21 protein-coding genes are annotated in these 20,699 nt (G+C 69.5%); 9 read left to right on the top strand and 12 right to left on the bottom strand.

The genetic code is table 11. From position 1 onward, the window contains the following. Nucleotides 1-4: 4 nt before the first annotated feature. Genes EZ313_RS15740 through EZ313_RS15720 form a run of 5 tightly spaced genes read right to left on the bottom strand, consistent with a single transcriptional unit; the run spans nucleotide 5 to nucleotide 5,071 of the window. Nucleotides 5-1,195, bottom strand: coding sequence for an acyl-CoA dehydrogenase family protein (locus EZ313_RS15740; protein ID WP_135264224.1), 1,191 nt, complete (start codon nucleotides 1,193-1,195; stop codon nucleotides 5-7). Between the two features lie 16 nt (nucleotides 1,196-1,211). Then, on the bottom strand, nucleotides 1,212-2,165 hold the full coding sequence (locus EZ313_RS15735; RefSeq protein ID WP_135264223.1) for a hydroxymethylglutaryl-CoA lyase: 954 nt from the start codon (nucleotides 2,163-2,165) through the stop codon (nucleotides 1,212-1,214). A 1-nt stretch (nucleotide 2,166) separates the two neighbouring features. Continuing rightward, nucleotides 2,167-2,964 carry an enoyl-CoA hydratase/isomerase family protein gene (locus EZ313_RS15730; RefSeq protein ID WP_135264222.1) on the bottom strand — a complete coding sequence of 266 codons (798 nt, stop codon included), beginning with the start codon at nucleotides 2,962-2,964 and terminating at the stop codon, nucleotides 2,167-2,169. Next, nucleotides 2,961-4,100 (bottom strand): CaiB/BaiF CoA transferase family protein, encoded by a 1,140-nt coding sequence (locus EZ313_RS15725; protein ID WP_240788664.1) that lies wholly within the window; start codon nucleotides 4,098-4,100, stop codon nucleotides 2,961-2,963. Before EZ313_RS15725 ends, EZ313_RS15730 begins: the two co-directional genes overlap by 4 nt. Nucleotides 4,101-4,102: 2 nt before the next feature. Next, entirely contained in the window at nucleotides 4,103-5,071 is a 969-nt protein-coding gene (locus EZ313_RS15720; RefSeq protein ID WP_167772602.1) for a Bug family tripartite tricarboxylate transporter substrate binding protein, read from the bottom strand. Nucleotides 5,072-5,196: 125 nt separating this feature from the next. Between EZ313_RS15720 and EZ313_RS15715 the strand changes: the two genes are divergently transcribed. Genes EZ313_RS15715 through EZ313_RS15705 form a run of 3 tightly spaced genes read left to right on the top strand, consistent with a single transcriptional unit; the run spans nucleotide 5,197 to nucleotide 7,951 of the window. Then, nucleotides 5,197-5,970, top strand: a complete 774-nt coding sequence (locus EZ313_RS15715) for an SDR family NAD(P)-dependent oxidoreductase (RefSeq protein WP_135264220.1) — start codon at nucleotides 5,197-5,199, stop codon at nucleotides 5,968-5,970. 5 nt (nucleotides 5,971-5,975) lie between these two features. After that, entirely contained in the window at nucleotides 5,976-6,743 is a 768-nt protein-coding gene (locus EZ313_RS15710) for a GntR family transcriptional regulator (RefSeq protein WP_135264219.1), read from the top strand. Next, nucleotides 6,740-7,951 carry an MFS transporter gene (locus EZ313_RS15705; RefSeq protein WP_135264218.1) on the top strand — a complete coding sequence of 404 codons (1,212 nt, stop codon included), beginning with the start codon at nucleotides 6,740-6,742 and terminating at the stop codon, nucleotides 7,949-7,951. The genes EZ313_RS15710 and EZ313_RS15705 overlap by 4 nt, the downstream gene beginning before the upstream one ends. A gap of 11 nt (nucleotides 7,952-7,962) precedes the next feature. Here the strand turns inward: EZ313_RS15705 and EZ313_RS15700 are convergent, their stop codons facing one another. Further along, on the bottom strand, nucleotides 7,963-8,718 hold the full coding sequence (locus EZ313_RS15700) for an IclR family transcriptional regulator (protein ID WP_135264217.1): 756 nt from the start codon (nucleotides 8,716-8,718) through the stop codon (nucleotides 7,963-7,965). Nucleotides 8,719-8,790: 72 nt separating this feature from the next. On the opposite strand from EZ313_RS15700, the gene EZ313_RS15695 reads away from it, so the two are divergent. The 5 genes from EZ313_RS15695 to EZ313_RS15675 are packed head-to-tail and all read left to right on the top strand — an operon-like array spanning nucleotide 8,791 to nucleotide 13,625. Then, complete coding sequence (locus EZ313_RS15695; protein WP_135264216.1) at nucleotides 8,791-9,567, top strand: enoyl-CoA hydratase/isomerase family protein; 777 nt, start codon at nucleotides 8,791-8,793, stop codon at nucleotides 9,565-9,567. A 1-nt stretch (nucleotide 9,568) separates the two neighbouring features. Continuing rightward, complete coding sequence (locus EZ313_RS15690; RefSeq protein ID WP_135264215.1) at nucleotides 9,569-10,765, top strand: CaiB/BaiF CoA transferase family protein; 1,197 nt, start codon at nucleotides 9,569-9,571, stop codon at nucleotides 10,763-10,765. A gap of 36 nt (nucleotides 10,766-10,801) precedes the next feature. Then, complete coding sequence (locus EZ313_RS15685) at nucleotides 10,802-11,785, top strand: tripartite tricarboxylate transporter substrate binding protein (protein WP_135264214.1); 984 nt, start codon at nucleotides 10,802-10,804, stop codon at nucleotides 11,783-11,785. Between the two features lie 10 nt (nucleotides 11,786-11,795). Further along, nucleotides 11,796-12,773, top strand: coding sequence for a quinone oxidoreductase family protein (locus EZ313_RS15680; protein ID WP_135264213.1), 978 nt, complete (start codon nucleotides 11,796-11,798; stop codon nucleotides 12,771-12,773). 6 nt (nucleotides 12,774-12,779) lie between these two features. Continuing rightward, nucleotides 12,780-13,625 (top strand): alpha/beta fold hydrolase, encoded by an 846-nt coding sequence (locus EZ313_RS15675; RefSeq protein WP_135264212.1) that lies wholly within the window; start codon nucleotides 12,780-12,782, stop codon nucleotides 13,623-13,625. Here the strand turns inward: EZ313_RS15675 and EZ313_RS15670 are convergent. From EZ313_RS15670 to EZ313_RS15650, 5 genes are all read right to left on the bottom strand, one after another. After that, entirely contained in the window at nucleotides 13,615-14,487 is an 873-nt protein-coding gene (locus tag EZ313_RS15670) for a carbohydrate ABC transporter permease (RefSeq protein ID WP_135264211.1), read from the bottom strand. The genes EZ313_RS15675 and EZ313_RS15670 overlap by 11 nt on opposite strands. Continuing rightward, nucleotides 14,484-15,383, bottom strand: a complete 900-nt coding sequence (locus EZ313_RS15665) for a carbohydrate ABC transporter permease (protein WP_135264677.1) — start codon at nucleotides 15,381-15,383, stop codon at nucleotides 14,484-14,486. Before EZ313_RS15665 ends, EZ313_RS15670 begins: the two co-directional genes overlap by 4 nt. Nucleotides 15,384-15,414: 31 nt before the next feature. Further along, the gene (locus EZ313_RS15660; RefSeq protein ID WP_135264210.1) at nucleotides 15,415-16,728 is read right to left on the bottom strand and encodes an ABC transporter substrate-binding protein; all 1,314 of its coding nucleotides are present in this window, start codon (nucleotides 16,726-16,728) and stop codon (nucleotides 15,415-15,417) included. A 41-nt stretch (nucleotides 16,729-16,769) separates the two neighbouring features. Then, nucleotides 16,770-17,849: an ABC transporter ATP-binding protein gene (locus EZ313_RS15655; protein ID WP_135264209.1), complete on the bottom strand. Its 1,080-nt coding sequence runs from the start codon at nucleotides 17,847-17,849 to the stop codon at nucleotides 16,770-16,772. Between the two features lie 122 nt (nucleotides 17,850-17,971). After that, nucleotides 17,972-18,670 (bottom strand): DUF938 domain-containing protein, encoded by a 699-nt coding sequence (locus EZ313_RS15650; protein WP_135264208.1) that lies wholly within the window; start codon nucleotides 18,668-18,670, stop codon nucleotides 17,972-17,974. Nucleotides 18,671-18,901: 231 nt separating this feature from the next. Between EZ313_RS15650 and EZ313_RS15645 the strand changes: the two genes are divergently transcribed. Then, complete coding sequence (locus EZ313_RS15645) at nucleotides 18,902-19,870, top strand: hypothetical protein (RefSeq protein WP_135264207.1); 969 nt, start codon at nucleotides 18,902-18,904, stop codon at nucleotides 19,868-19,870. A gap of 40 nt (nucleotides 19,871-19,910) precedes the next feature. Here the strand turns inward: EZ313_RS15645 and EZ313_RS15640 are convergent, their stop codons facing one another. Further along, nucleotides 19,911-20,666, bottom strand: coding sequence for an IclR family transcriptional regulator (locus tag EZ313_RS15640; RefSeq protein WP_135264206.1), 756 nt, complete (start codon nucleotides 20,664-20,666; stop codon nucleotides 19,911-19,913). Between the last annotated feature and the right edge of the window lie 33 nt (nucleotides 20,667-20,699).

The following is a 20,699-nucleotide window of genomic DNA, read 5'->3' as shown; positions in this document are numbered from 1 at the left end:
GCGCTCAGTAGGACCGCGGCAGGCCGAGCACATGCTCGGCGATGTACGACAGGATCAGGTTGGTCGAGATCGGCGCCGTGCGCTGCACCCGCGCCTCTCGCCACTTGCGCTCGATGTCGTACTCGCGCGCATAGGCGAAGCCGCCGTGCGTCTGCATGCACGCTTCGCCCGCTTCCCAGGCCGCCTCGGCCGTCAGCAGCTTGGAGAGGTTCGCGTATTCGCCGCAGGGCTGGCCCGCCTCGAACATCGCGGCGGCCTTGCGCAGCATCAGCTCGGCAGCCTGCGTCTGGGCGTAGGCCTTGGCGATCGGGAACTGGATGCCCTGGTTCTTGCCGATCGGGCGGTCGAACACGACGCGGTCGTTAGCATAGCGCACGGCGGTTCGGGTGAACCACTTGGCATCGCCCAGGGATTCATGCGAGACCAGGATCCGCTCGGCGTTCATGCCGTCGAGGATGCAGCGCAGGCCCTTGCCTTCCTCGCCGATCAGGCTGTCGGCGGGGATGCGCAGGTTGTCGAAGAACACCTCGGTCGTGTTGTGGTTGATCATGGCCTTGATCGGCCGGATGGTCATGCCGTTGCCGACCGCCTGCCGCATGTCGACCAGGAACACGGACAGACCGTCGGTTCGCTTGGTGACCTGCTCCAGCGGCGTGGTGCGCGCCAGCAGCAGCATCAGGTCGGAGTAGAGGGCGCGCGAGGTCCAGATCTTCTGGCCGTTGATCACGTAGTGGTCGCCCTGGCGCTCCGCGCGCGTCTTCAGCTTCGTGGTGTCGGTGCCGCTGGTCGGCTCGGTCACGCCGAAGGCCTGCAGCCGCAGTTCGCCCGAGGCGATCTTGGGCAGGTAGCGCTCCTTCTGCGCGGCGCTGCCGTGGCGCAGCACCGTGCCCATGGTGTACATCTGGGCGTGCGTGGCTCCGGCGTTGCCGCCGCTGGCATGGATCTCCTCCAGCACGACGCCGGCTGCGCGCAGGGGAAGTCCGGCGCCCCCGTATTCCTCGGGGATCAGCGATGCCAGGTAGCCCGCCTCGGTCATGGCCTTGACGAACTCCGCGGGGTAGGCCTCGCGTTCGTCGAGGTCGCGCCAGTAGGCGCCCGGGAAGTCGGAGCAGATGCGGCGCACGCTTTCGCGGATCTCGGGATAGTCCTCGCCGAGGTCCAGGGAGACGTGGGCGGTGTCGTGGGTCGTGTTCATCAGTGGTCGCTGTCGTTCAGTGCACGGCGGCCGCGCGCTCCGCGGCGGTGCGGTAGTGGCGGGGGAGCCCGGCGCGCGCGAGGGCGCCGGTGAGGGTGGATTCGCCCAGGTGCTCCGCGGGGATGCGCCGCACTTCGAGCAGCCGGCCCAGGTCGACGCCGGTGCGCAGGCCCATGGAATCCAGCATGAAGCAGAGGTCTTCCATGACGATGTTGCCGCTGGCGCCCGGCGCATAAGGGCAGCCGCCCAATCCCCCGAGCGATGCATCGAAGCGGCGGATGCCGCAGTCCAGCGCCGCGGAAACGTTGGCGAGGCCGGTGCCGCGCGTGTCGTGGAAATGCGCGGCGACCGGGATGTCGCCCGTTTCCGCCAGCACGGCCCGGAAGACCTCGCGCACCTGCTTCGGATCGGCATAGCCCACGGTATCCGCGACCATGATCTCGTCAGCCCCGGCCTCGGCCAGGAACGCGGCGCATTGCCGCACCTCGTCGACCTCGATGCGGCCTTCGTACGAGCACCCGAGCGCGGTGGACAGGCCTGCGGCCAGCTGCGTCCGCGCCTTCAGGCCGGCCGCATCGCGCGCTTGCACGATCCGCTTGAAGTCCTCCAGCGAGGCTTCGCGTTCGCGGCGCACGTTCTTCAGGTTGTGCGTGCGGCTGACGGAAACCACGTAGTCGACCTTGTGCACGCCCAGCGCGAAGCCGCGCTCCGCGCCTCGCAGGTTGGGCGCCAGGGTCATCACCGTCAGGCCCGGCAGCTTCATCGCTTCCACCGCCACCTGTTCGGCGTCGGCGAACTGCGGGATCAGCTTGGGCGGCACGAACGAGGTGACCTCGATCTCGCCCACGCCGGCCGCCAGCTCCGCGCGGATCCACGCCAGCTTGGCTTCGGTCGGCACGAAGGTGGAGACCATCTGCAGCCCGTCGCGCAGCCCCACCTCGCGCACGAGCACGTCGTTGCCGTTGTCCATCTCATCGTCCCTGGAAGTTCGGCGCGCGCTTCTCGTTGAAGGCGCGCACGCCCTCGTGCCGGTCTTGCGAGGACACGAGGCGGTTGTAGGCTTCGATCTCGAAGCGGCAGCCGGTCCGCAGGTCGCCCTGCAGGCCGAAGTGGATCGATTTCTTCGCCTGGCGGACCGAGAGCGGTCCGTTGCGCGCGATGTCCGTGGCCGCGGCGAGGGCATCGTCGAGGACGCGGCCCGGCTCGCTCAGGTGGTTCACCAGTCCCCACTGCAGGCCTTGTTCCGCGTCGAACGCCTGCGCGCGCAGGATCAGCTCCTTGGCGCGGCGCTCGCCGACCGCGCGCGCCAGCGTCTGCGTGCCGCCGCCGCCGGGCATGATGCCCAGGCGCGTCTCGGACAGGGCCAGCCGCGCATTGCGGGCCGCGTAGATGAAGTCGCAGGCCAGGGCCGTCTCGAAGCCGCCGCCATAGGCATGGCCGTTGACCGCGGCGATCACCGGCACCGGCACGTCCAGCAGCGCGAAGAACGAGCGCTCGAAGATCTCGTGCTGCGCCCGCCATTGCTCGTCGGTCATGCCGTGGCGCTCCTTCAGGTCGCCGCCGGCGCAGAAGGCCCGGTCGCCCGCGCCGGTCAGCACCACGCAGCGCGTGTCGCCCGTGTCGGCGGTCAGCCGCGTCCACAGGTCCAGCATGTCGCGGCCCATCTGCGTGTTGATCGCATTGAGCGCGTCGGGCCGGTTGAGCGTGACGACCAGCAGGTGCGGCCCGCCGGCGGAAAGCTTCAGGGTGGCGTAATCGGGATGGCTCATTCGAGGCTCGCGTTCATCTCGCCCAACGCAGGCGATGCACTGCGCGGCGCGGGCCGCTCGCCGTCGAAGCGGATCGGCAGGCCCAGCAGGGGGATGGAACTGCCCGGCACCGGTTGCAGCATGCCGAGCGCCTCGGTCTGCGGATGCCGCAGCATGCCGGCCACGTCCTGCACCGGCGCGCAGGGGATGCCCGCCCGGTCCAGCAGCTCGATCCACTCGCCGCTGGTGCGGCGCTCGAAGTGCTTCTCCAGCATCCCGTACAGCAGCGCGGCGTTTTCCACGCGCGAGGGGTTGTCGGCGAAGCGCGGGTCCTCCGGCCAGCCGGGCTCGTCCAGCACCTTGCACAGGCGGCGGAACAGGTCGTTGTTGCCGGCCGCCACCACCAGGTCGCCGTCCGCGGTGCGGTAGGCGCGGTACGGCACGATGCCCACCTGGCCCGAGCCGTTCTTGCCGGGCAGCCGGCCGCTGGCGAGGTATTGCGCGGAATACATCGTCATCCAGGTGGCGGCGGTCTCGAACAGCGAGACGTCCACCAGCCCGCCTTCGCCGGTGGACTGCCGGCGCATCAGCAGCGAGACGATGCCGAGCGCCGCCCACATGCCGGCGCCCATGTCCACGATCGAAGGACCGACCCGAACCGGATTGCCGCCCGGCTCGCCGACCACGCTCATGATGCCGCTGAAGGCCTGCATCAGCGGGTCGTAGCCGGGCCGGTCGGCCAGCGGCCCGACGGAGCCGAAGGCGCCCAGGTTGCAGTACACCAGCGAAGGCTTTCGCGCGCGCAGCGTCGCGGCATCGAGACCGAGCGTGTCCACTTGGCCCGGGCGCATGTTCTGCAGCACCACGTCCGCGCGCTCGTCGATCAGGCGGTTCAGCTGCGCGAATGCCTTCGGGTCGCGCAGGTCGAGCACCAGCGACCGCTTGTTCCGGTTGAGGGACTGGAACGTGGCCGCCGCGCCGTCCACGAAGGGCGGCCCCCACTGGCGCGCGTCGTCGCCCGCGGGCTTCTCGACCTTGATGACCTCGGCGCCGAGATCGCCCAGGATCTGCCCCGCGAAGGGCGCGGCGACGCTGTGGCCCATCTCGACGACCACGCGGCCGGCGAGGGGAAGCTGCGATGCGTTGTCGGCGGGCAAGTTCAGTCCGCCTTCACGCCGGCATCGCGGATGATGCGGCCCTTGAGTTCATAGTCCTTGCGCTGCATGTCGGCCAGCTCCCTGGGACCGCCGCCGACCACGATCAAGCCGCTTTCGGTGAGCTTGGCTTTCACCTCGGGGTCGTTGAGCGCTTTCACGATCTCGCCCGAGAGGCGGCTGGCGATCGGCGCAGGCAGGTTGGCCGGGCCGAAGAAGGCGAGCCAGGAGGGAACGTCGAATCCTTCCAGCGTCTCGGCGATGGTCGGCACGTTGGGCATCTTCTCCCAGCGCGCCGCGCTGGTGATGGCGATGGCCTTGGCGCGGCCGCCCTGGATGTGCGGGATCACCGTGATGGCGCTGGCGAACAGCATCGGGATCTGGCCGCCGATCAGGTCGTTCAGGGCCGGGCCGCCGCCGCGGTAGGGCACGTGGGTGAACGGCGCGCCGGTGCGCGAGCGCAGCAGTTCGCCGGCCAGGTGGTGCGGCGAACCGGTGCCCGAGCTGCCGAAGCCCGCCTTGTCCTTGTTGGCCTTCACGTACGCGATCAGCTCCTGCAGGTTGCTGGCCGGCACGGACGGGTGCACCACCAGCACGATCGGGTTCATCGCCGCCAGCGCCAGGGGCGTGAAGTCGCGCAGCGGCTGGAACGGCGGGTTGGCCACCAGGTGGGTGTTGGCCGCGTGCGTGGCATCCGTGCCCAGGCCGAACGTGTAGCCGTCCGGGGGCGACTTGGCGACCGCCTCGGTCCCGATGTTGCCGCTCGCGCCGCCGCGGTTGTCCACCACGACGGGCTGGCCGATCGAGGCCGAGACCTTCTGGCCGACGAGCCGGCCCAGGGCGTCCGTCGACGCGCCGGGCGGATAGGGGACGATGAGCCTGATCGGCTTGTCCGGGTAGGTCTGGGCCGAGGCCAGCCCGGGAAGCGAGAAGGCGAGGGCGGCCAGTACAAAGCCGGCGTGGCGTCGGTGCATGGAGTCTCCTGGGTTCTTTCGGTGGCCCGGCGGCTCCTCGACACGAGAAAACCGCAAACGTCCGGACGTCCGCATGTTATGCTCGCGGCGACACGGACGTCAACTGAACCGCTCGAGATTCCCCCATGGCTGAAGCACCGATCCCGCGCTCGCTCGCAGGCCGCACCGCGGTCGTCACCGGCTCCGGCCGCAACATCGGCCGTGCGATCGCGGTCGCGCTGGCGGCGCAGGGGGCCAAGGTCGTGGTCAACGGGCACAGCGACTCGTCCGCGGTCGATGAGGTCGTCCAGCAAATCCGGCTGGCGGGCGGCGAAGCGACGGGCGTGATGGCCGACGTCGGGCGCGACGACGAGGTCGCGCGGCTGATCGCCGCGGCCGCTGCGCAATTCGGCTCGGTCGACATCGTGGTCTCGAACGTCGGCATCCGCCGCAAGCAGCCGTTCCTGGAGATCACGCCCGAGCAGTGGGACGAGGTGCTGCGCACCAACCTGTCGGCCGCGTTCTATCTCGCACGCCACGCGGTCCCGCACATGCAGGCGCGCAAATGGGGCCGCATCGTCCTGATCTCCGGCTTCGACGGCTTCTGGGGCCAGGTCACCCACCGCGCCCACAACATCACGGCCAAGGCCGGGCTGCACGGGCTGGCCATGGCGCTGGCGCGCGAGTTCGGCCCGGACGGGATCACGGCCAACACGGTCGCGCCGGGCGCGATCGACACGGTCCGCGACTGGTCGCAGTACACGCACCAGCAGCGCGAACAGCTCGAGCGCGAGATCCCGCTCGGCCGCTATGGCAAGCCCGACGAAGTGGCCGCCGCCTGCGACCTGCTCTGCTCCGAGCGGGGCGGCTTCATCTCCGGGCAGGTGATCCACGTCAACGGCGGCCACTACATGTATTGACCGCCATGCACGCTGCCCCCCGCGAGTCGGCGGCGCCCGCCAACGCGCCGCGCTACCAGCAGTTGAGCGCGATGCTCGCGCGCGAGATCGGCGACGGCCGCTATGCCGTGGGCAGCCTGCTGCCGCCCGAGCCGCAGCTTTGCCAGCGGTTCTCGGTCTCGCGCCATACCGTCCGCGAGGCGGTGCGGCAGCTCTGCGACATGGGCCTCGTCTCGCGCCACCAGGGCGTGGGCACCGTGGTCCGGGCGAGCCGCAGCGACAAGCAGTATTCCGCTTCGCTCGCGTCACTGGGCGACCTGATGGCCTACGCGCAGGGCACGCGGCTCAAGGTGCTGGGTTCGCGCTGGGTCGAAGCCGACGCCGCGCTGGCTGCGCAGCTGCGTTGCCAGGAGGGCGAGCGCTGGCTGGAGTGGAACACCGTCCGGCTGCCCGCCGAGGGCGGCGAGCCGATCGTGCACATGCGCGTGTTCGTGCGTCCGGAGTGCGAGGGCATGCGCGAGGAGCTGGAAAGCGGAAAGGCCTGGGTGTTCGGACTGATCGAGAAGTACGGCGGCGAGCGCATCCACGAGGCGCAGCAGGTGGTCGCCGCGGTTGCCGTGCCTGCGGCCAGCGCGCGCCTGCTGGGCGTGAAGCCGCGCTCGCCGGGGCTGCTGGTGCGCCGCTTCTACCTCGGCCGCAACGGCCGGCTGCTGTCGGTGTCGCTGAACGTGCATCCGCCCGGCCGGGTCGAGTTCACCACCACCTGGCGCCTGGACAACACAGCCGCCGCATGACCGGCAGTCAGCTGCCGGGCCATCCCTGGCTGGCGCTGCAGGTGACCCTGGCCGCGCAGATGCTGTCGACGGTCGTGCTCAGCGCCGCGCCGGTGCTGGCGCCGGCCGTCGCGCCGGCCCTGGGGCTGGCCCCCGAACGCGTGGGCCTCTTCACCGGCACCGCCTACCTGTTCGCGATGGTGTCCGGCCTTGCCGGCGGGCCCTGGGTCAACCGCATCGGCGGGGTGCGGCTGACGCAATGGGTCCTGCTCGCCGTCGCGGCGGGCGCCGTCTCGGCGACTCTCGGCATGCCGGCGGTGCTGCTGCTGTCCGCCGCGCTGATCGGCGCCGGCTACGGCGTGGTGAACCCGGCCGCCGCCGCGATCCTCGGCCGGCATGCGCCGGCTGGTTCACCCGGCCTCTTCTTCTCGCTCAAGCAGGCCGGCGTGCCGATCGGCGTGGCCTTGTCGGGCCTGTTGATGCCGCTCGGCCTGGTGGCGATCGGCTGGCGCGGCACCGCGTGGGCCACCGCAGCCGCTTGCCTTGCGCTGGCGGCGTTGTTGCTGCCTGCGGGCACGCGCCTGGATGCCGGCGAGCGTGGCACGGCGCCACCCCGCGCGGCCTGGCTGCAGACGCTGCGGACCGTGTTGCAGCATGCTCCGCTGCGGCGCCTCAGCCTCGTCTCGCTCGCGTACGCGATGGCGCAGCAAGGCTTCCTGACCTTCTCGGTTTCGCTGCTGACCCTGGAACTCGGGATGCCGCTGGCCCTGGCGGCCGCCCTGCTCGCTGCTTCGCAGGTCGCCTGCACCGTCATGCGGATCGTCCTGGGACACGTCGCCGACCGCTGGGTCACACCGCGCGTGCTGCTGGGCGCGCTCGGCCTGTGCATGTCGGCCAGCTGCGTCGCGCTCGGTGCGCTGCCGACAGGCGTTGCGCTGCCGCTCGCAGCGCTCGTGATGGTGGCGTGCGGTGCGACGACGATGGGCTGGAACGGCGTCTACTTCGCGCAGCTGCTGCGCACCGTGCCGCGCGAGGAGCTGGCGGCCAGCGCCGGCGGCACGCAGTTCTTCACCTTCGCGGGCGGAATGGCAGGACCGTTCCTGTTCGCGCAACTGCTGCACGTCTGGGGCTCGTACACGGCCGGGTACGCGTGCCTGGCGGTGCTGTCGGGGGCGGCGGGGCTGGTGATGCTGTGGCGTCCGGCGCAGCCCGCTGCGGTCACGTCATAGCCCGATGCGGCTCATTGCGAGACGATCTTGAGCATCGGCGCCACCGCGTCGTGGAGGATGCGCAGGAGCCTCGTCTTCTCCCGCGTGATCTCCTTGACCGGCCCGCCCACGCTCAGCGTCATCGGCTTGGCGCCGCGCGCCACCGGCAGCAGGATCGCCAGCGCGCCGGCGCCGGGCACCGACGTGCCGGTGGACATCGCATAGCCGTTGCGCAGGTTGGTCTCCCGCTCCCGCAGCACGCCGGGCAGGTCGAGCGCAAGCTTGCGGTCCGTTTCCAGGGCGTTCGCGCGGCGCAGCAGCAGCGCGACTTCGCGTTCGGTCTTCAGGGTCAGCAGCATCTTGCCGGTCGCGCTGCGGAACAACGGTCGCAGCGAGCCGGTCTTGGCGGTGAAGCTTCCCTCCCTCGTCGCCTGCAGCACGTGCAGGTAGCGCACGTGCACGCCGTGCTGGGCGCCGATCATCACGGTGTGGCCGGTCGGGCGGTGCACCTGCTCCATCAGGCGCAGCAGGCTCTGTTCGCTGAAGAGCTGCTCGCCGATCCACTCGGCGGCCAGCAGGATGCGCACGCTCGGCGCATACATCGCGGTGCGCGGATCGTGGTCGTAGTAGCCGGCTTCGGCCAGCGCGCTCAGCAGCATGGAGGTGCTGGACTGCGGATAGCCGAGCGACTGCGAGATCTCCTTGACGCTGGCCGGGCGCCGCCAGTCGGCGAAGAACTCCAGCAGTTCCATCGCCCGCTGAGCCGACTTCACGCCGCCTTCGCGCATTCACGATCCTGATCTTGAATCACGAATGTGATTGTGCGACATGGACGCTCCCGGCGGCCCTATGCTGCGCCGATGCAAGCCGAAGCCTCCCAGACGCCGCGTTTCTCCGTGCAGGACGGCATCGCCCGCATCACGCTGGCGCGTCCCGCCCACCGCAACCGGCTGCAGAACGAGGACCTCGCGGTCCTGAAGGATCGTTTCCACCAGATCGACCAGGACACAACGGTGCGCGTGGTCGTGCTGACGGCCGAGGTCCTGCCGGAGCGGCCGGTGTTCAGCGCCGGCTACAACACGGCCGACTTCGAGGCGGGTCCCCCGGCGGTCGGATTCGAGGAAGTGGTGGAAGCGCTGGAACGCTTGCGGCCGGTCACCGTCTGCGCCCTCAACGGCAGTGTCTACGGCGGCGCCACCGACTTCGTGCTGGCCTGTGACCTGGCACTGGGTGCGGAAGGGATCGAGATGCGCATGCCGGCCGCCTCGCTGGGCATCCACTACTACGCGAGCGGACTCGTGCGCTACGTCTCGCGCCTGGGTGTCAGCGCGGCCAAGCGCGCCTTCCTCACGGCCGAGCCGCTCGACGCGCAGACGCTGCTGCGCATCGGCTATCTCCAGGAAGTAGTTCCGGCCGCGCAGCTGGACGAACGGGTCGAGGCCCTGGCGCGTCACATCGCCGGGCTGGCGCCGATGGCCGTGCAGACGCTCAAGCAGTCCTTGAACGAGCTCGCGCGCGGCGAGTACGACATCGCGCAGCTGCGGGCGCGCGAGAAGGCCACCATGCAGAGCGACGACTTCGCCGAGGGCCGACGCGCGTTCGCCGAACGCCGCGCGCCGGTCTGGAAGGGGCGCTGACATGGCGCGCATACGAGCGGGTGAGGCGCTGGCGCCGTTTCGCGTGCTCGATCTGTCACGGGTGCGCGCAGGGCCGACCTGCGTGCGGATGCTGGCCGACTTCGGCGCCGACGTCATCCGGGTCGAGCCGCCGCCCGGCGTGGACGCCAACGACAACATGTTCGTCGACAGCCGCGAGGGCGGGGACTTCCAGAACCTCAACCGCAACAAGCGCTCGCTCACCCTGAACCTGAAGCGGCCCGAGGGGGTCGCGCTGTTCAAGCGGCTGGTGAAGACCGCGGACGTGGTGGTGGAGAACTGGCGGCCCGACGTGAAGACGCGGCTCGGGATCGACTACGAGTCGCTGCGAGCCGTCAATCCCCGCATCGTCCTGGCCAGCATCTCCGGCTACGGCCAGGACGGTCCGTATGCGAAGCGCCCGGGGTTCGACCAGGTCATCCAGGGGATGGGCGGGCTGATGTCCGTGACCGGCTTTCCGGGTCAAGGCCCGGTGCGCGCGGGGTTGGCCGTGGCCGATTCGAGCGCGGGGCTGTATGCGGCGCTGGGCATCTTCGCCGCGCTGCTGGAGCGCGAGCGCTCGGGCCAGGGCCAATGGGTGCACACGTCGCTGCTGCATGCGCAGATCGCGATGATGGACTTCCAGGCCGCGCGCTACCTGAATGACGGTGCGGTGCCGGTCCAATGCGGCAACGACCATCCGAGCGCCAGCCCGATGGGCCTGTACCGGGCGAGCGACGGGCACCTGAACATCGGCGCCGCGGGCGGCGGCAACTGGCGGCGCTTCTGCGAAGCGCTGGACCGCACGCGCTGGCTGGCCGACGAACGCTATGCCACCGACGCCGCCCGCATCGCCAACAGGGCCGCGCTGTCGGCGGAGATCGAGGAAGTGTTCGCGACCGCAACCGTGCAGCACTGGGTGGACCTGCTCAATCGCGCGGGCGTGCCGGCCGGGCCGGTCTACACGGTGCCGCAAGTGTTCGAGGACCCGCAGGTGCGGCACATGAACGCGACCGCCCAGGCCGTGGCATCGAGCGGCAAGACCTGCACCTTCATCACGCAGCCGGTGCACCTGGAACGCACGCCCGGCTCGGTGCAGGCGGCGGCGCCCGACTGCGGGGAACACACGGACGAGGTCCTGCGCGAGGCGGGACTCGACGACCAGGAGATCCGCGCGCTGCGCGAACTTGGCGTGGTGTAGCACCACCGCATCGATCACCAGCACAGGAGACAAGCCATGCATCCCAACACCCGCTCGATGACTCCCGTGACGCGACGAGTCGCCTTGGCCGCCGCGGCGTGCGCGCTGTGCGGCGCCGCTTTCGCGCAAGCCTGGCCCGAGCGCGCGATCAAGCTGGTGGTGCCGTTCCCGGCCGGCGGCGGCGCCGACGCGGCCGCTCGCGCCTACGGCGACAAGCTCTCGGCCGCCCTGGGACAACCCGTGATCATCGACAACCGCCCGGGAGCGTCCGGCAACATCGGCGCCGAGCTGGTGGCCCGCGGCCCGGCCGACGGCTACACGCTGCTGTTCGCCAACGAGTTCCTCGCGACCAATCCCTTGATGTTCAAGGAGATCCGCTACGACACGCTGCGGGACTTCACGCCGATCGCCAAGGTGGCGAGCACCGCGGTCGCGATCGCCGTGCATCCCTCGGTGCCGGCCAAGACGATGCAGGAACTGCTGGCGCTGGCGCGCACCAGGCCGCTGAACTATGCGTCGCCCGGCGTCGGCACCGGGCCGCACCTGTTCGGGCAGCTGATCGCGCTGAACGCGGGCGCGAAGCTGAACAACGTGCCGTACAAGGGCTCGGCGCCGGCGATGGCCGATGCCGTCGGCGGGCAGGTGGACTTCATCATCTCGACCCTCGCACCGATGGTGCCGCACCTTCAGTCCGGCAAGCTTCGTGGCCTGGCGGTGACCGGTGCCAAGCGTTCCCCGCAGGCACCGGACGTGCCGACGCTGGCCGAAACGGGTTCCGTCGCGCAGCGCTACGAGGTCTGGTACGGCGTCGTCGCGCCGGCCGCCACGCCCAAGCCCGTGCTCGCGCGGCTGCTGCAGGCCTCGACGCAGGTGCTGCGCGATCCGGAGCTGCTGAACAAGCTGCGCGTTGCGGGCTACGAGGTGGAGCCCACCATCGGCGACGACTTCGGCGCCGAGATCCGCGCCGACCAGGAACGATGGGCCCGCGTCATCCGCGACGCGAAGATCCAGCGGGAGTGAGGAGATGCTCATGAAGTCGTGGTGGATCCGTACGGCCGGCGACGGCATGGCCGTGGAACTGCGTGAGGTTCCGCCGCCGCGGCCCGGTCCGGGGCAGGTGGCGATCCGCATCCGCGCGGCCTCGCTCAACCGCGGCGAGTTCATCGCCGGCCACGGGCTGCATGCCGCATCGGCTCCTGCGCGCCCGGCGGGTTTCGAGGCGGCCGGCGAAGTGACGGCCGTGGGGGAGGGTGTGGTCTCGCACCGCGCAGGCGACCGTGTCATGGGACGGTGCGACGGGGCGTTCGCCGAGCACGGTTGCATGCAGGCCGTTGAAGCCTTTCCCGTGCCCGCGGGAATGGCATGGGAGCAGGCCGCGTGCGCCACCCTGGTCTACGGCACGGTACACGACTGCCTGATCGCCCAGGGACGCCTGGCCGCCGGCGAATGGCTGCTCGTGACCGGTGTCTCCTCCGGGGTGGGCGTGGCCGCGCTGCAGGTGGGCAAGGCGCTCGGCGCGCGCGTGATCGGCACCTCCGGCTCGGCGGAAAAGCTCGAGCGCCTGCGAGGCATGGGCCTGGACGTGGCGCTGCAGACGCGCACCTCCGACTTCGTGCCGGCGGTGCTGCAGGCGACGGGCGATGCCGGCGCCGACGTCGCGGTGAACACCGTCGGCGGGTCGATGTTCGCCGCGTGCGTGGAGGCCCTGGGCTTCGAGGGGCGGCTCGCGGTCGTCGGTTACATGGACGGCATCGTCCGTGCCGGCATCGACCTGGCCGCGGTGCACAAGAAGCGGCTGCAGCTGTTCGGCGTGTCGAACAAGATGCGCAAGCTGGAGCATCGCGAGCAGGCGGCGCGCGCGTTCGAGCGGGACCTGTTGCCGATGCTGGCGGACGGCAGGCTGGTGCCTGTGGTCGACCAGGTCTTCCCGTTCGCTGAGCTGCCGGCGGCCCAGGCCTGCATGGAACGCAGCCAGGCGCTGGGCAAGATCGTCGTGCGGATGGACTGACGGACGATGGTCGAGCCGGACGCACTGCCGCCCTCGGCACTCTCCTGCTTGCGGCAGGCGACGCGGATCGACTCGAACTGGAATGGATCGCGCGTCGTCTGGCGTGAATGGGGCGACGCGGCGGGAAGGGCGCTGGTGCTGCTGCACGGGGGCAGCGGCAGCTGGACGCACTGGCTGCGCAACATCCCGCACTTCGCTGCCGCGGGAGCGCGGGTCCTGGTCCCGGACCTGCCCGGGTTCGGCGACTCCGACGCCTTGCCGGGCGTGGAGGACGTCGACGGCGCCTGGCCCGCCGTTGGTGACGGCCTGCAGCAGCTGGTGGGCGCGCGACCGTTCGATGTGGCCGCCTTCTCCTTCGGCGGCATGGTCGCGGGCTACCTGGGCACGGAACGGCCGCAACTGCAGATGGACCGGCTGGTGCTCGTCGCCCCGGCAGCCCTGGGACTGCCGGTTCCGGAGCTTGGATTGGAGTCGGCGCGTGGCGTCACCGATGCAGGCGATCGCGCGCGGATCCATGCCGGCAACCTGGGCAAGCTCATGCTGCACAGGCCGCAGAGCATCGATGCGGAAGCGATCGCGCTGCAGGAATCCAACATCGCGCGCGACCGGATGCGCCGCCGAAAGCTCGCACGCACGGACCTGCTGCTGCGGCAGCTCCCCCGGCTGCGCTGCGACGTCCACGCCATCTACGGCACGGAAGATGCGCTCTATCGCGAGGTCCTGGGCGAGGCGGAAGCGCTGCTCGCGCGGGCGCCTTCATTCAAGGGCATGTCCCGCGTGGACGGGGCGGGGCACTGGGTCCAGTACGAAGCGCCCGCCGCGTTCCACTCGACCGTGGACGCTATTCCTTGACCGCGCCGGTGAGGCCCGACACGTAGTACTCGACAAAGAACGAGTAGATGACGGCCACCGGCAGCGAGCCCAGCAGCGCGCCGGCCATGAGCGCACCCCAGTGGTAGACGTCGCCTTCGACCAGCTCGGTGACCACGCCCACGGGCACCGTCTTGACCTCGGACGAGGAGACGAAGGTCAGCGCGTAGATGAACTCGTTCCACGACAGGGTGAACGCGAAGATGCCGGCCGAGATGAGGCCCGGCACCGACAGGGGCAGCACGATCTTCCACAGGATCTGCAGGCGGCTGGCGCCGTCGATCAGCGCGCATTCCTCCAGCTCGAACGGGATGGAGCGGAAGTACCCCATCAGGAGCCAGGTGGAGAACGGGATCAGGAAGGTGGGGTAGGTGAGGATCAGCGCCCACTTGGTGTCGAACAGGCCGAGCTGGAACACGATGCTGGCCAGCGGGATGAACAGGATCGAGGGCGGCACCAGGTAGGCCAGGAAGATCGACAGGCCGACCTGGCGCGAGCCGCGGAACCGAAGCCTCTCGATGGCGTAGGCGGCGAGCACCGACGCCAGCAGCGACACGAAGGTGGCGACCACCGAGACGAACACGGTGTTCCACATCCACTCGGGGTACGAGGTGTTGAACAGCAGCTTCTTGAAGTGGGCGAGGGTGGGCGCGATCACCCAGAACGGGTTGCCGCTGCGCGAGAGCAGTTCGTTGTCCGGTTTGAACGACGTGACCGCCATCCAGTAGAACGGGAACAGCAGCACGAAGACGAAGATCAGAAGCGGGATGTAGAGGGTCACCACGCGCCGCGGCAGCGACGCGAGGTAGGCCATGCCCTGGGTGTCGTTGTCGCTCGCCTTCATTGGTCGCTGCCCTGCTGCCACGCGCGGCGCTGCAGCCCGAAGTAACTGAAGAGGATGGCCGCCAGCAGGAACGGCACCATCGCCACCGCGATCGCCGCGCCTTCGCCGAGGGCGCCGCCGGAAATGGCGCGCTGGAACGACAGCGTGGCCATCAGGTGCGTGGCATTGAGCGGGCCGCCGCGCGTGAGCACGTAGATCAGCTGGAAGTCGGTGAAGGTGAAGAGCACCGAGAACGTCATCACCACCGCGATGATGGGCGTCAGCAGCGGCAGCGTGATGTAGCGGAAGCGCTGCCAGCCGCTGGCGCCGTCGATGGCGCCGGCTTCGTAGAGCGAGGGCGAGATCGTCTGCAGGCCCGCCAGCAGCGTGATGGCCACGAACGGCACGCCGCGCCAGATGTTGGCGACGATGGTGGCGAGGCGGGCGTTGTACGGGTCGCCCAGGAAGTCGATGTACTGGTCGATCAGGCCCATCTTCACCAGCGCCCAGCTGATGATGGAGAACTGCGAGTCGTAGATCCACCAGAAAGCGATGGCTGACAGCGCCGTGGGCACGATGTACGGCAGCAGGATCACGCTGCGGAAGAAGGTCTGGAAGGGCAGGCGTTCGTTCAGCAGGATGGCCAGCCACAGGCCGAGCCCGAACTTGATGACGCTGGCCACCGTCGTGTAGAAGAGCGTGTTGAACAGGGCCAGCCGGGTGACGCTGTCGCCCCAGAGGAACTCGTAGTTCTGCAGCCCGATCCATTCGCCGCCGCGGCCGATCTTGGTGTCGGTGAAGCCGAGCCACACGCCCAGCCCGAGCGGATAGGTGAGGAACAGCAGCAGCAGCACTCCCGCGGGCAGCATGAATGCCAGCCCGAGGAAGTTGCGGCTGTTCTGGAGGCGGTGCAGCACGCCGGGCCGGGGCGGCACGGCGGGCCGGGCCTCAGAGCTTGTAATAGCGCTCGGCACGCTGCTGCGCCCGTTGCATCGCTTCCTTCGGCGACTTGGAGCCGCTGACGGCTTCGGCCACCATGTTGACGATGATGAAGTCCGCACCCGCGCCGGCGGACGCGTAGCCCAGCCTGCCGGCATAGCCCGCGGGACGCATGTTCTTCACGGCGTCGCGGTAGGGCGTGTTCTTCGGGTCGGCGGTCCACACCGGGATCTTGGTGTAGGCCTCCAGCGGGGGCGCCACGTAGCCGCCAGCGCCCGTCAGCCAGGGCTCGAACTGCTCCTGCTCCATCATGAAGCGCAGGAACTCCTTGGCCGCCTTCGGGTACTTGCTGTACTTGAAGATCATCTGGTTGAAGAACAGGTGCGACTCGGTCGGCTGGCCGACCGGACCGACGGGGTACGTGGCATGCTGGATGTCAGAGGCCATCTCCTTGACCTTGGCTTCCTGCGAGTTCTTGGCGGCGTAGTAGATCGAGATGCCGTTGTTGGTCACCGAGATCTGGCCGTCCAGGAACGCCTTGTTGTTGTTGGGGTCCAGCCACGACAGCGTGCCGGGGATGAAGGTGGCGTACAGCTCCTTGCCGTACTCCAGCGCCTTGGCGGTCTCGGGGCTGTCGATCACCACCTTGTTGTTCTTGTCGACCAGCATGCCGCCGAAGGCCCACACCAGCCAGTTGCACCACAGGCCGTCGCCGGTGGCGTTGCCCAGCGCCATGCCGCCCGGGGTGCCCTTCTCCTTCAGGGCCTTGAACAGTTTCAGGAAGTCGTCGGTGCTCTTGGGGAAAGCGTCGAAGCCGGCGGCCTTCACCATGCCCTGGCGGTAGACGATCATCGAGCCGGCGCAGCCGAGCGGCACGGCGATCCACTTCTTGCCGTCCGGCCGGCAGTAGGCCTGCGCGCCGGGGTACCAGCCGCCGTACTTCTTGCCCAGGTACTCGGACAGGTCGGTCACGTCGAGCAGCTTGTCCGGGTACAGGTTCGCGTCGTCGTTGGTCGACAGGATGATGTCGGGGCCGCCGCCGGTGTTGGCCGCCACGGCCGCCTTGGGACGCACGTCCTCCCAGCCCTCGTTGTCCACGCGCACGTCGATGCCGTACTTCTCGCTGAACTTCTTGACGTTGACCATGTAGGCGTCCTCGTCGCCCTGCACGAAGCGCTTCCAGCGCAGGACGCGCAGCTTCGCGCCCTTTTCCGCCTGGTTGTTCCACTGCGCCTGGGCGACGCCCGGCCAAAGCATCGGCACCGACACCGCGGCGGCGCCGGCGGAGGCTTTCTTCAGGAACTTGCGACGGTTGTCAGACATGGTGTCTCCTTCGTTGGTGGGGTTGCGCAAGGGAATGGTGCTCAGGCGGCCAGGCGCACGCCGGTGGCCGCGTCGAACAGGTGGGCCCGCGTGACGTCGGGGCGCAGGCGGATGACCTCGCCGGGACGGAACGCATGGCGGTCGCGGAACACGCTGGTGATGTCCACGCCGGCGAGCTTGGTGAAGACCTGGGTGTCGGCGCCGGTGGGCTCCACGACGACGACCTCGGTCGGAACGCCGTCGCCTTCGGCGGCCAGTTCCATGTGCTCGGGACGCGTGCCGTAGATGACGCTGCGGCCGTCCTCGGCCGATACCGCGTTGGCCGGCGCAGGAAGCGACAGGCCCCCGTCCAGCTCGACGCGCGTGGCGCCGCCGGAGCGGCGCACCACGCCGGGCAGGAAGTTCATCGCCGGCGAGCCGATGAAGCCGGCCACGAACTGGTTGGCGGGGTGGTCGTACAGCTCCAGCGGCGTGCCGGTCTGTTCGACCACGCCGTCGCGCATCACCACGATGGTGTCGGCCATCGTCATCGCCTCGATCTGGTCGTGGGTGACGTACACCGACGTGGTCTTCAGGCGCTGGTGCAGTTCCTTGATCTCGGTGCGCATCTGCACCCGCAGCTTGGCGTCCAGGTTGGACAGCGGCTCATCGAACAGGAACACCTGCGGGTCGCGCACGATGCAGCGGCCCATGGCCACGCGCTGGCGCTGGCCGCCCGACAGCTGGCGCGGGTAGCGATCGAGCAGGGCCTCCAGGCCCAGGATGCCGGCCGCCTTGCGCACGCGCTCGTCGGCCAGCGCCTTGGGCTGCTTGGCCAGCATGAGGCTGAACGCCATGTTGTCGCGCACCGTCATGTGCGGGTACAGCGCGTAGTTCTGGAACACCATGGCGATGTCCCGCTCCTTGGGCAGCATGGAATTGACCACGCGGCCGCCGATCAGCACTTCGCCGCGGCTGATCTCCTCCAGCCCCGCGATCATGCGCAGCAGCGTGGACTTGCCGCAGCCCGACGGCCCGACGAGCACGGTGAACTGGCCATCCTGGATGTCGATGTCGACGCCCCGGATGATGTGCGCCGTACCGAAGAATTTCTCGACCTTCCGGATCTGAACAGAAGCCATCGTCTCCCCGAGCGTAGGCCGGCGCGGGCCCGTCCTGGGTCCGCACCACCGGCGCGCCATCAGAATCCGCCGGGGGTGCTGCCCGCAACCGGGGAAACACCGAGCACCGGCAGGAACGATCGTCAGCGCGGCGCCCCATTTGCTGGTTCCGCACCGGACGGTGCTTCGTGCTGGCTGGATGCGGCACGGTTGAGCAAAGTCCGGGCACCCTTGCGGAAGACCAGGAGCAGGTTGTTTGCGGGCATCGCATGGCGCTCCAGCAGCACCAGGCCGGCCCGCTGGGCTTGTGCCGACACGTCGGACACGCGCCGGATGCCCCAGGCCGGATCGCGTGCCCGCAGGCTTGCATCGAAGGCCAGGTTGCTGGGCGCCGCCGCACAACCTTCTTCGAAGTACGGACCGTAGGTGACCAGCTCCCCGCCTTCGACCAGGTGCCGCGCGGCGCCGCTCATGAGCGCAGCACAGGTGCTCCACGGCGAGATGTGAAGCATGTTGGCGCAATAGACGGCATCGAAGCGATGCGGGAAAGGCGCAGACGCTGAAGGCCAGTGGGGTGCCATCACGTCGAGCAACAACGGCGGACGGACATTCGCGAGGCCGGCTTGCGCGACGCGCAGGGCGATCGCGGGCAGCAGCTGCGGATCCGCTTCGGTGGGCTGCCAGTCCCAGCCTTCGAGCACGCTCGCGAAGAAGGCGGCATGCTGTCCCGTTCCGGACGCGATCTCCAGGGCCGTGCCACTCGCGCCCAGGAGTTGCCGCAGGACCGCGAGGATGGGCTCCTTGTTGCGATCGGCGGCGATGCTGTAGGGAAGGTCCGGCATCCGTGTTCTCAGTCGCCGCTTCAGCGTACACCGGCGGGAACTGAAGGGGCAGGCGCGCGCGTGTTTCCGCTGCGTCACCGGCAGGTAACGCGCGCCCTCGCGACAACGGAATCACTACACACCGTGCGTCGCCGGACGCCTGCGCGTTACCGGCGCTTCCCAGACTGCATCCCGGCCCGCCTCATGGCGAGTGCGGGCCGCAACCTCCAGGACTTTCGAAAGGAAAGCACCATGAACGCCCCCACCACCACCGAGCGCTATGCGCGGGTCATCGAGGTTTCCAAGCGCGTGCGCTGGGAGATCGAGCGCGACGTCATCCGCGGCCGCCGCTTCGACTACGACAAGACCTTCATGCCCGACGGCCTGTCGCTGGCCCCGGAGCTGCCCTTCCTGAGCCCGGCCGACGCGCGGCTGCTCAGCCAGGTGCAGGGCCGGACCTATTCGTACATGTTCGGGCTGGTCGAGCGCTTCATCAGCGCCAAGGTGCTGGACGTCAGCCGCGATCACGTCTTCGGGGACCAGGTCGCGCTCGAGGCCATGGTGCGAATGAATGACGAGGAGATCAAGCACCAGGAGCTGTTCCGCAGGCTCGAGACGCAGATGGCGCAGGACATGCCCGCCGGCCATGTGCAGACGGCGGCCCCCAACGAAGTCGCGCACGTGGTGCTGGGCAAAAGCACCTGGGCCGTGCTGGCGCTGACGCTGAACATCGAGCTGATGTCGCAGGCCCACTACCGCGCCAGCATCGGGCCGCAGGTGGGACTGTCGGAGCTGTGGAAGGACGTGTTCCTGTTCCACTGGCGCGAGGAGTCGCAGCACGCCATCCTCGACGAGATGGAGCTGCGGCGCGAGGACGCCCGGCTGGACCCTGCTCAGCGCGCCGCCGCGGTCGGCGAGCTGATCGAACTGGTGGGCGCGATCGACGGCATCCTGCAGGGCCAGGCCGCCGCCGACGCCGCCTACTTCACCAGCGTGGCGGCAGCGACGTTCACGGATTCGCAGCGCCAGCAGATCGGCGAGAAGATGCTCAAGGCCTACCGGTGGCAGTACATCGTCTCAGGGGCCATGGAGCCGCGCTTCCGCCAGGTGCTGTTCGGCCTGATCGGCGACGAGCAGCGCCAGCGCATCGAGACCGCGCTCGCGCCTCTGACCTATGCGGTTCCGGCGGCGAACGAGATCGAGATGCCGCTCGCGGCCTGAACGTAAGCTGCAGGAGTGCTCGTGGCGGCCCCCGTGGCCGTCACGGGTGCCACCGTGAAACCGCTGCCGGCGTGGCGGCCGACCGGCTGCCCGCGAGCGCATAGGACAACTGGTTGGCGGCACGGATCACGCTTTTCGCGTGCTTCTCCAGCTTCGCCTTCGTGAGGCGCGAACTCGGCCCGGAGATGCACATCGACCCGAGCAGCCGCCAGTTCAAGCCGAAGACAGGCGCAGCCACGCTCGACACTTCGGCTTCGCGCTCGCCCGTCGAGACGTGGTAGCCCCGCTCCCGGATGCCCTCGTACGGCTCGCCCTTGGCGCCGCTGAAGGCGAGGATGACGCGGCCGGGCGCGCCCTTGTTCAGCGGCAGCCGCTCGCCGATGCGCACGTTGTGCCGGACGGACTGGGGGCCCTCCACTCGCGCGACACACGAGCGGATGTCGCCCTCGCGCACATAGAAGGAGGCGCTCTCACCCGTCTCCTTCACCAGCTGGTGCAGCGCGGGTTCGACCACGTTGTTGACGTCGAAGCCGGCCTGGTAGCGGGCACCCAGCCACCCCGCGGCCGGCCCGAGGCGCCACTGCCCGTCCTCGGTCTGCACCATGTACTGGCTGAGCGCCAGCGTGCGCGCCAGGCGCAAGGCCGTGGTCTTGTGCATCCCCGCGCGGCGACTGAGCTCCGCGAGCGTGAGGGTGGATTCGCCCACCTCGAACGCCTCCATCAGGGAGAGCGCGCGCGTTACGGCGATCACGCCGCCCGCCGGCTCGCCGGCCTCGTCAGTCGATGAGTTGCGCATCCTGCACCAGGGTCCACTGTGTGAAACGGCATT

The organism is Ramlibacter henchirensis, from assembly GCF_004682015.1.
Taxonomy (GTDB): Bacteria; Pseudomonadota; Gammaproteobacteria; order Burkholderiales; family Burkholderiaceae_C; genus Ramlibacter; species Ramlibacter henchirensis.
This window is presented reverse-complemented; position numbering and strand designations above follow the sequence as displayed.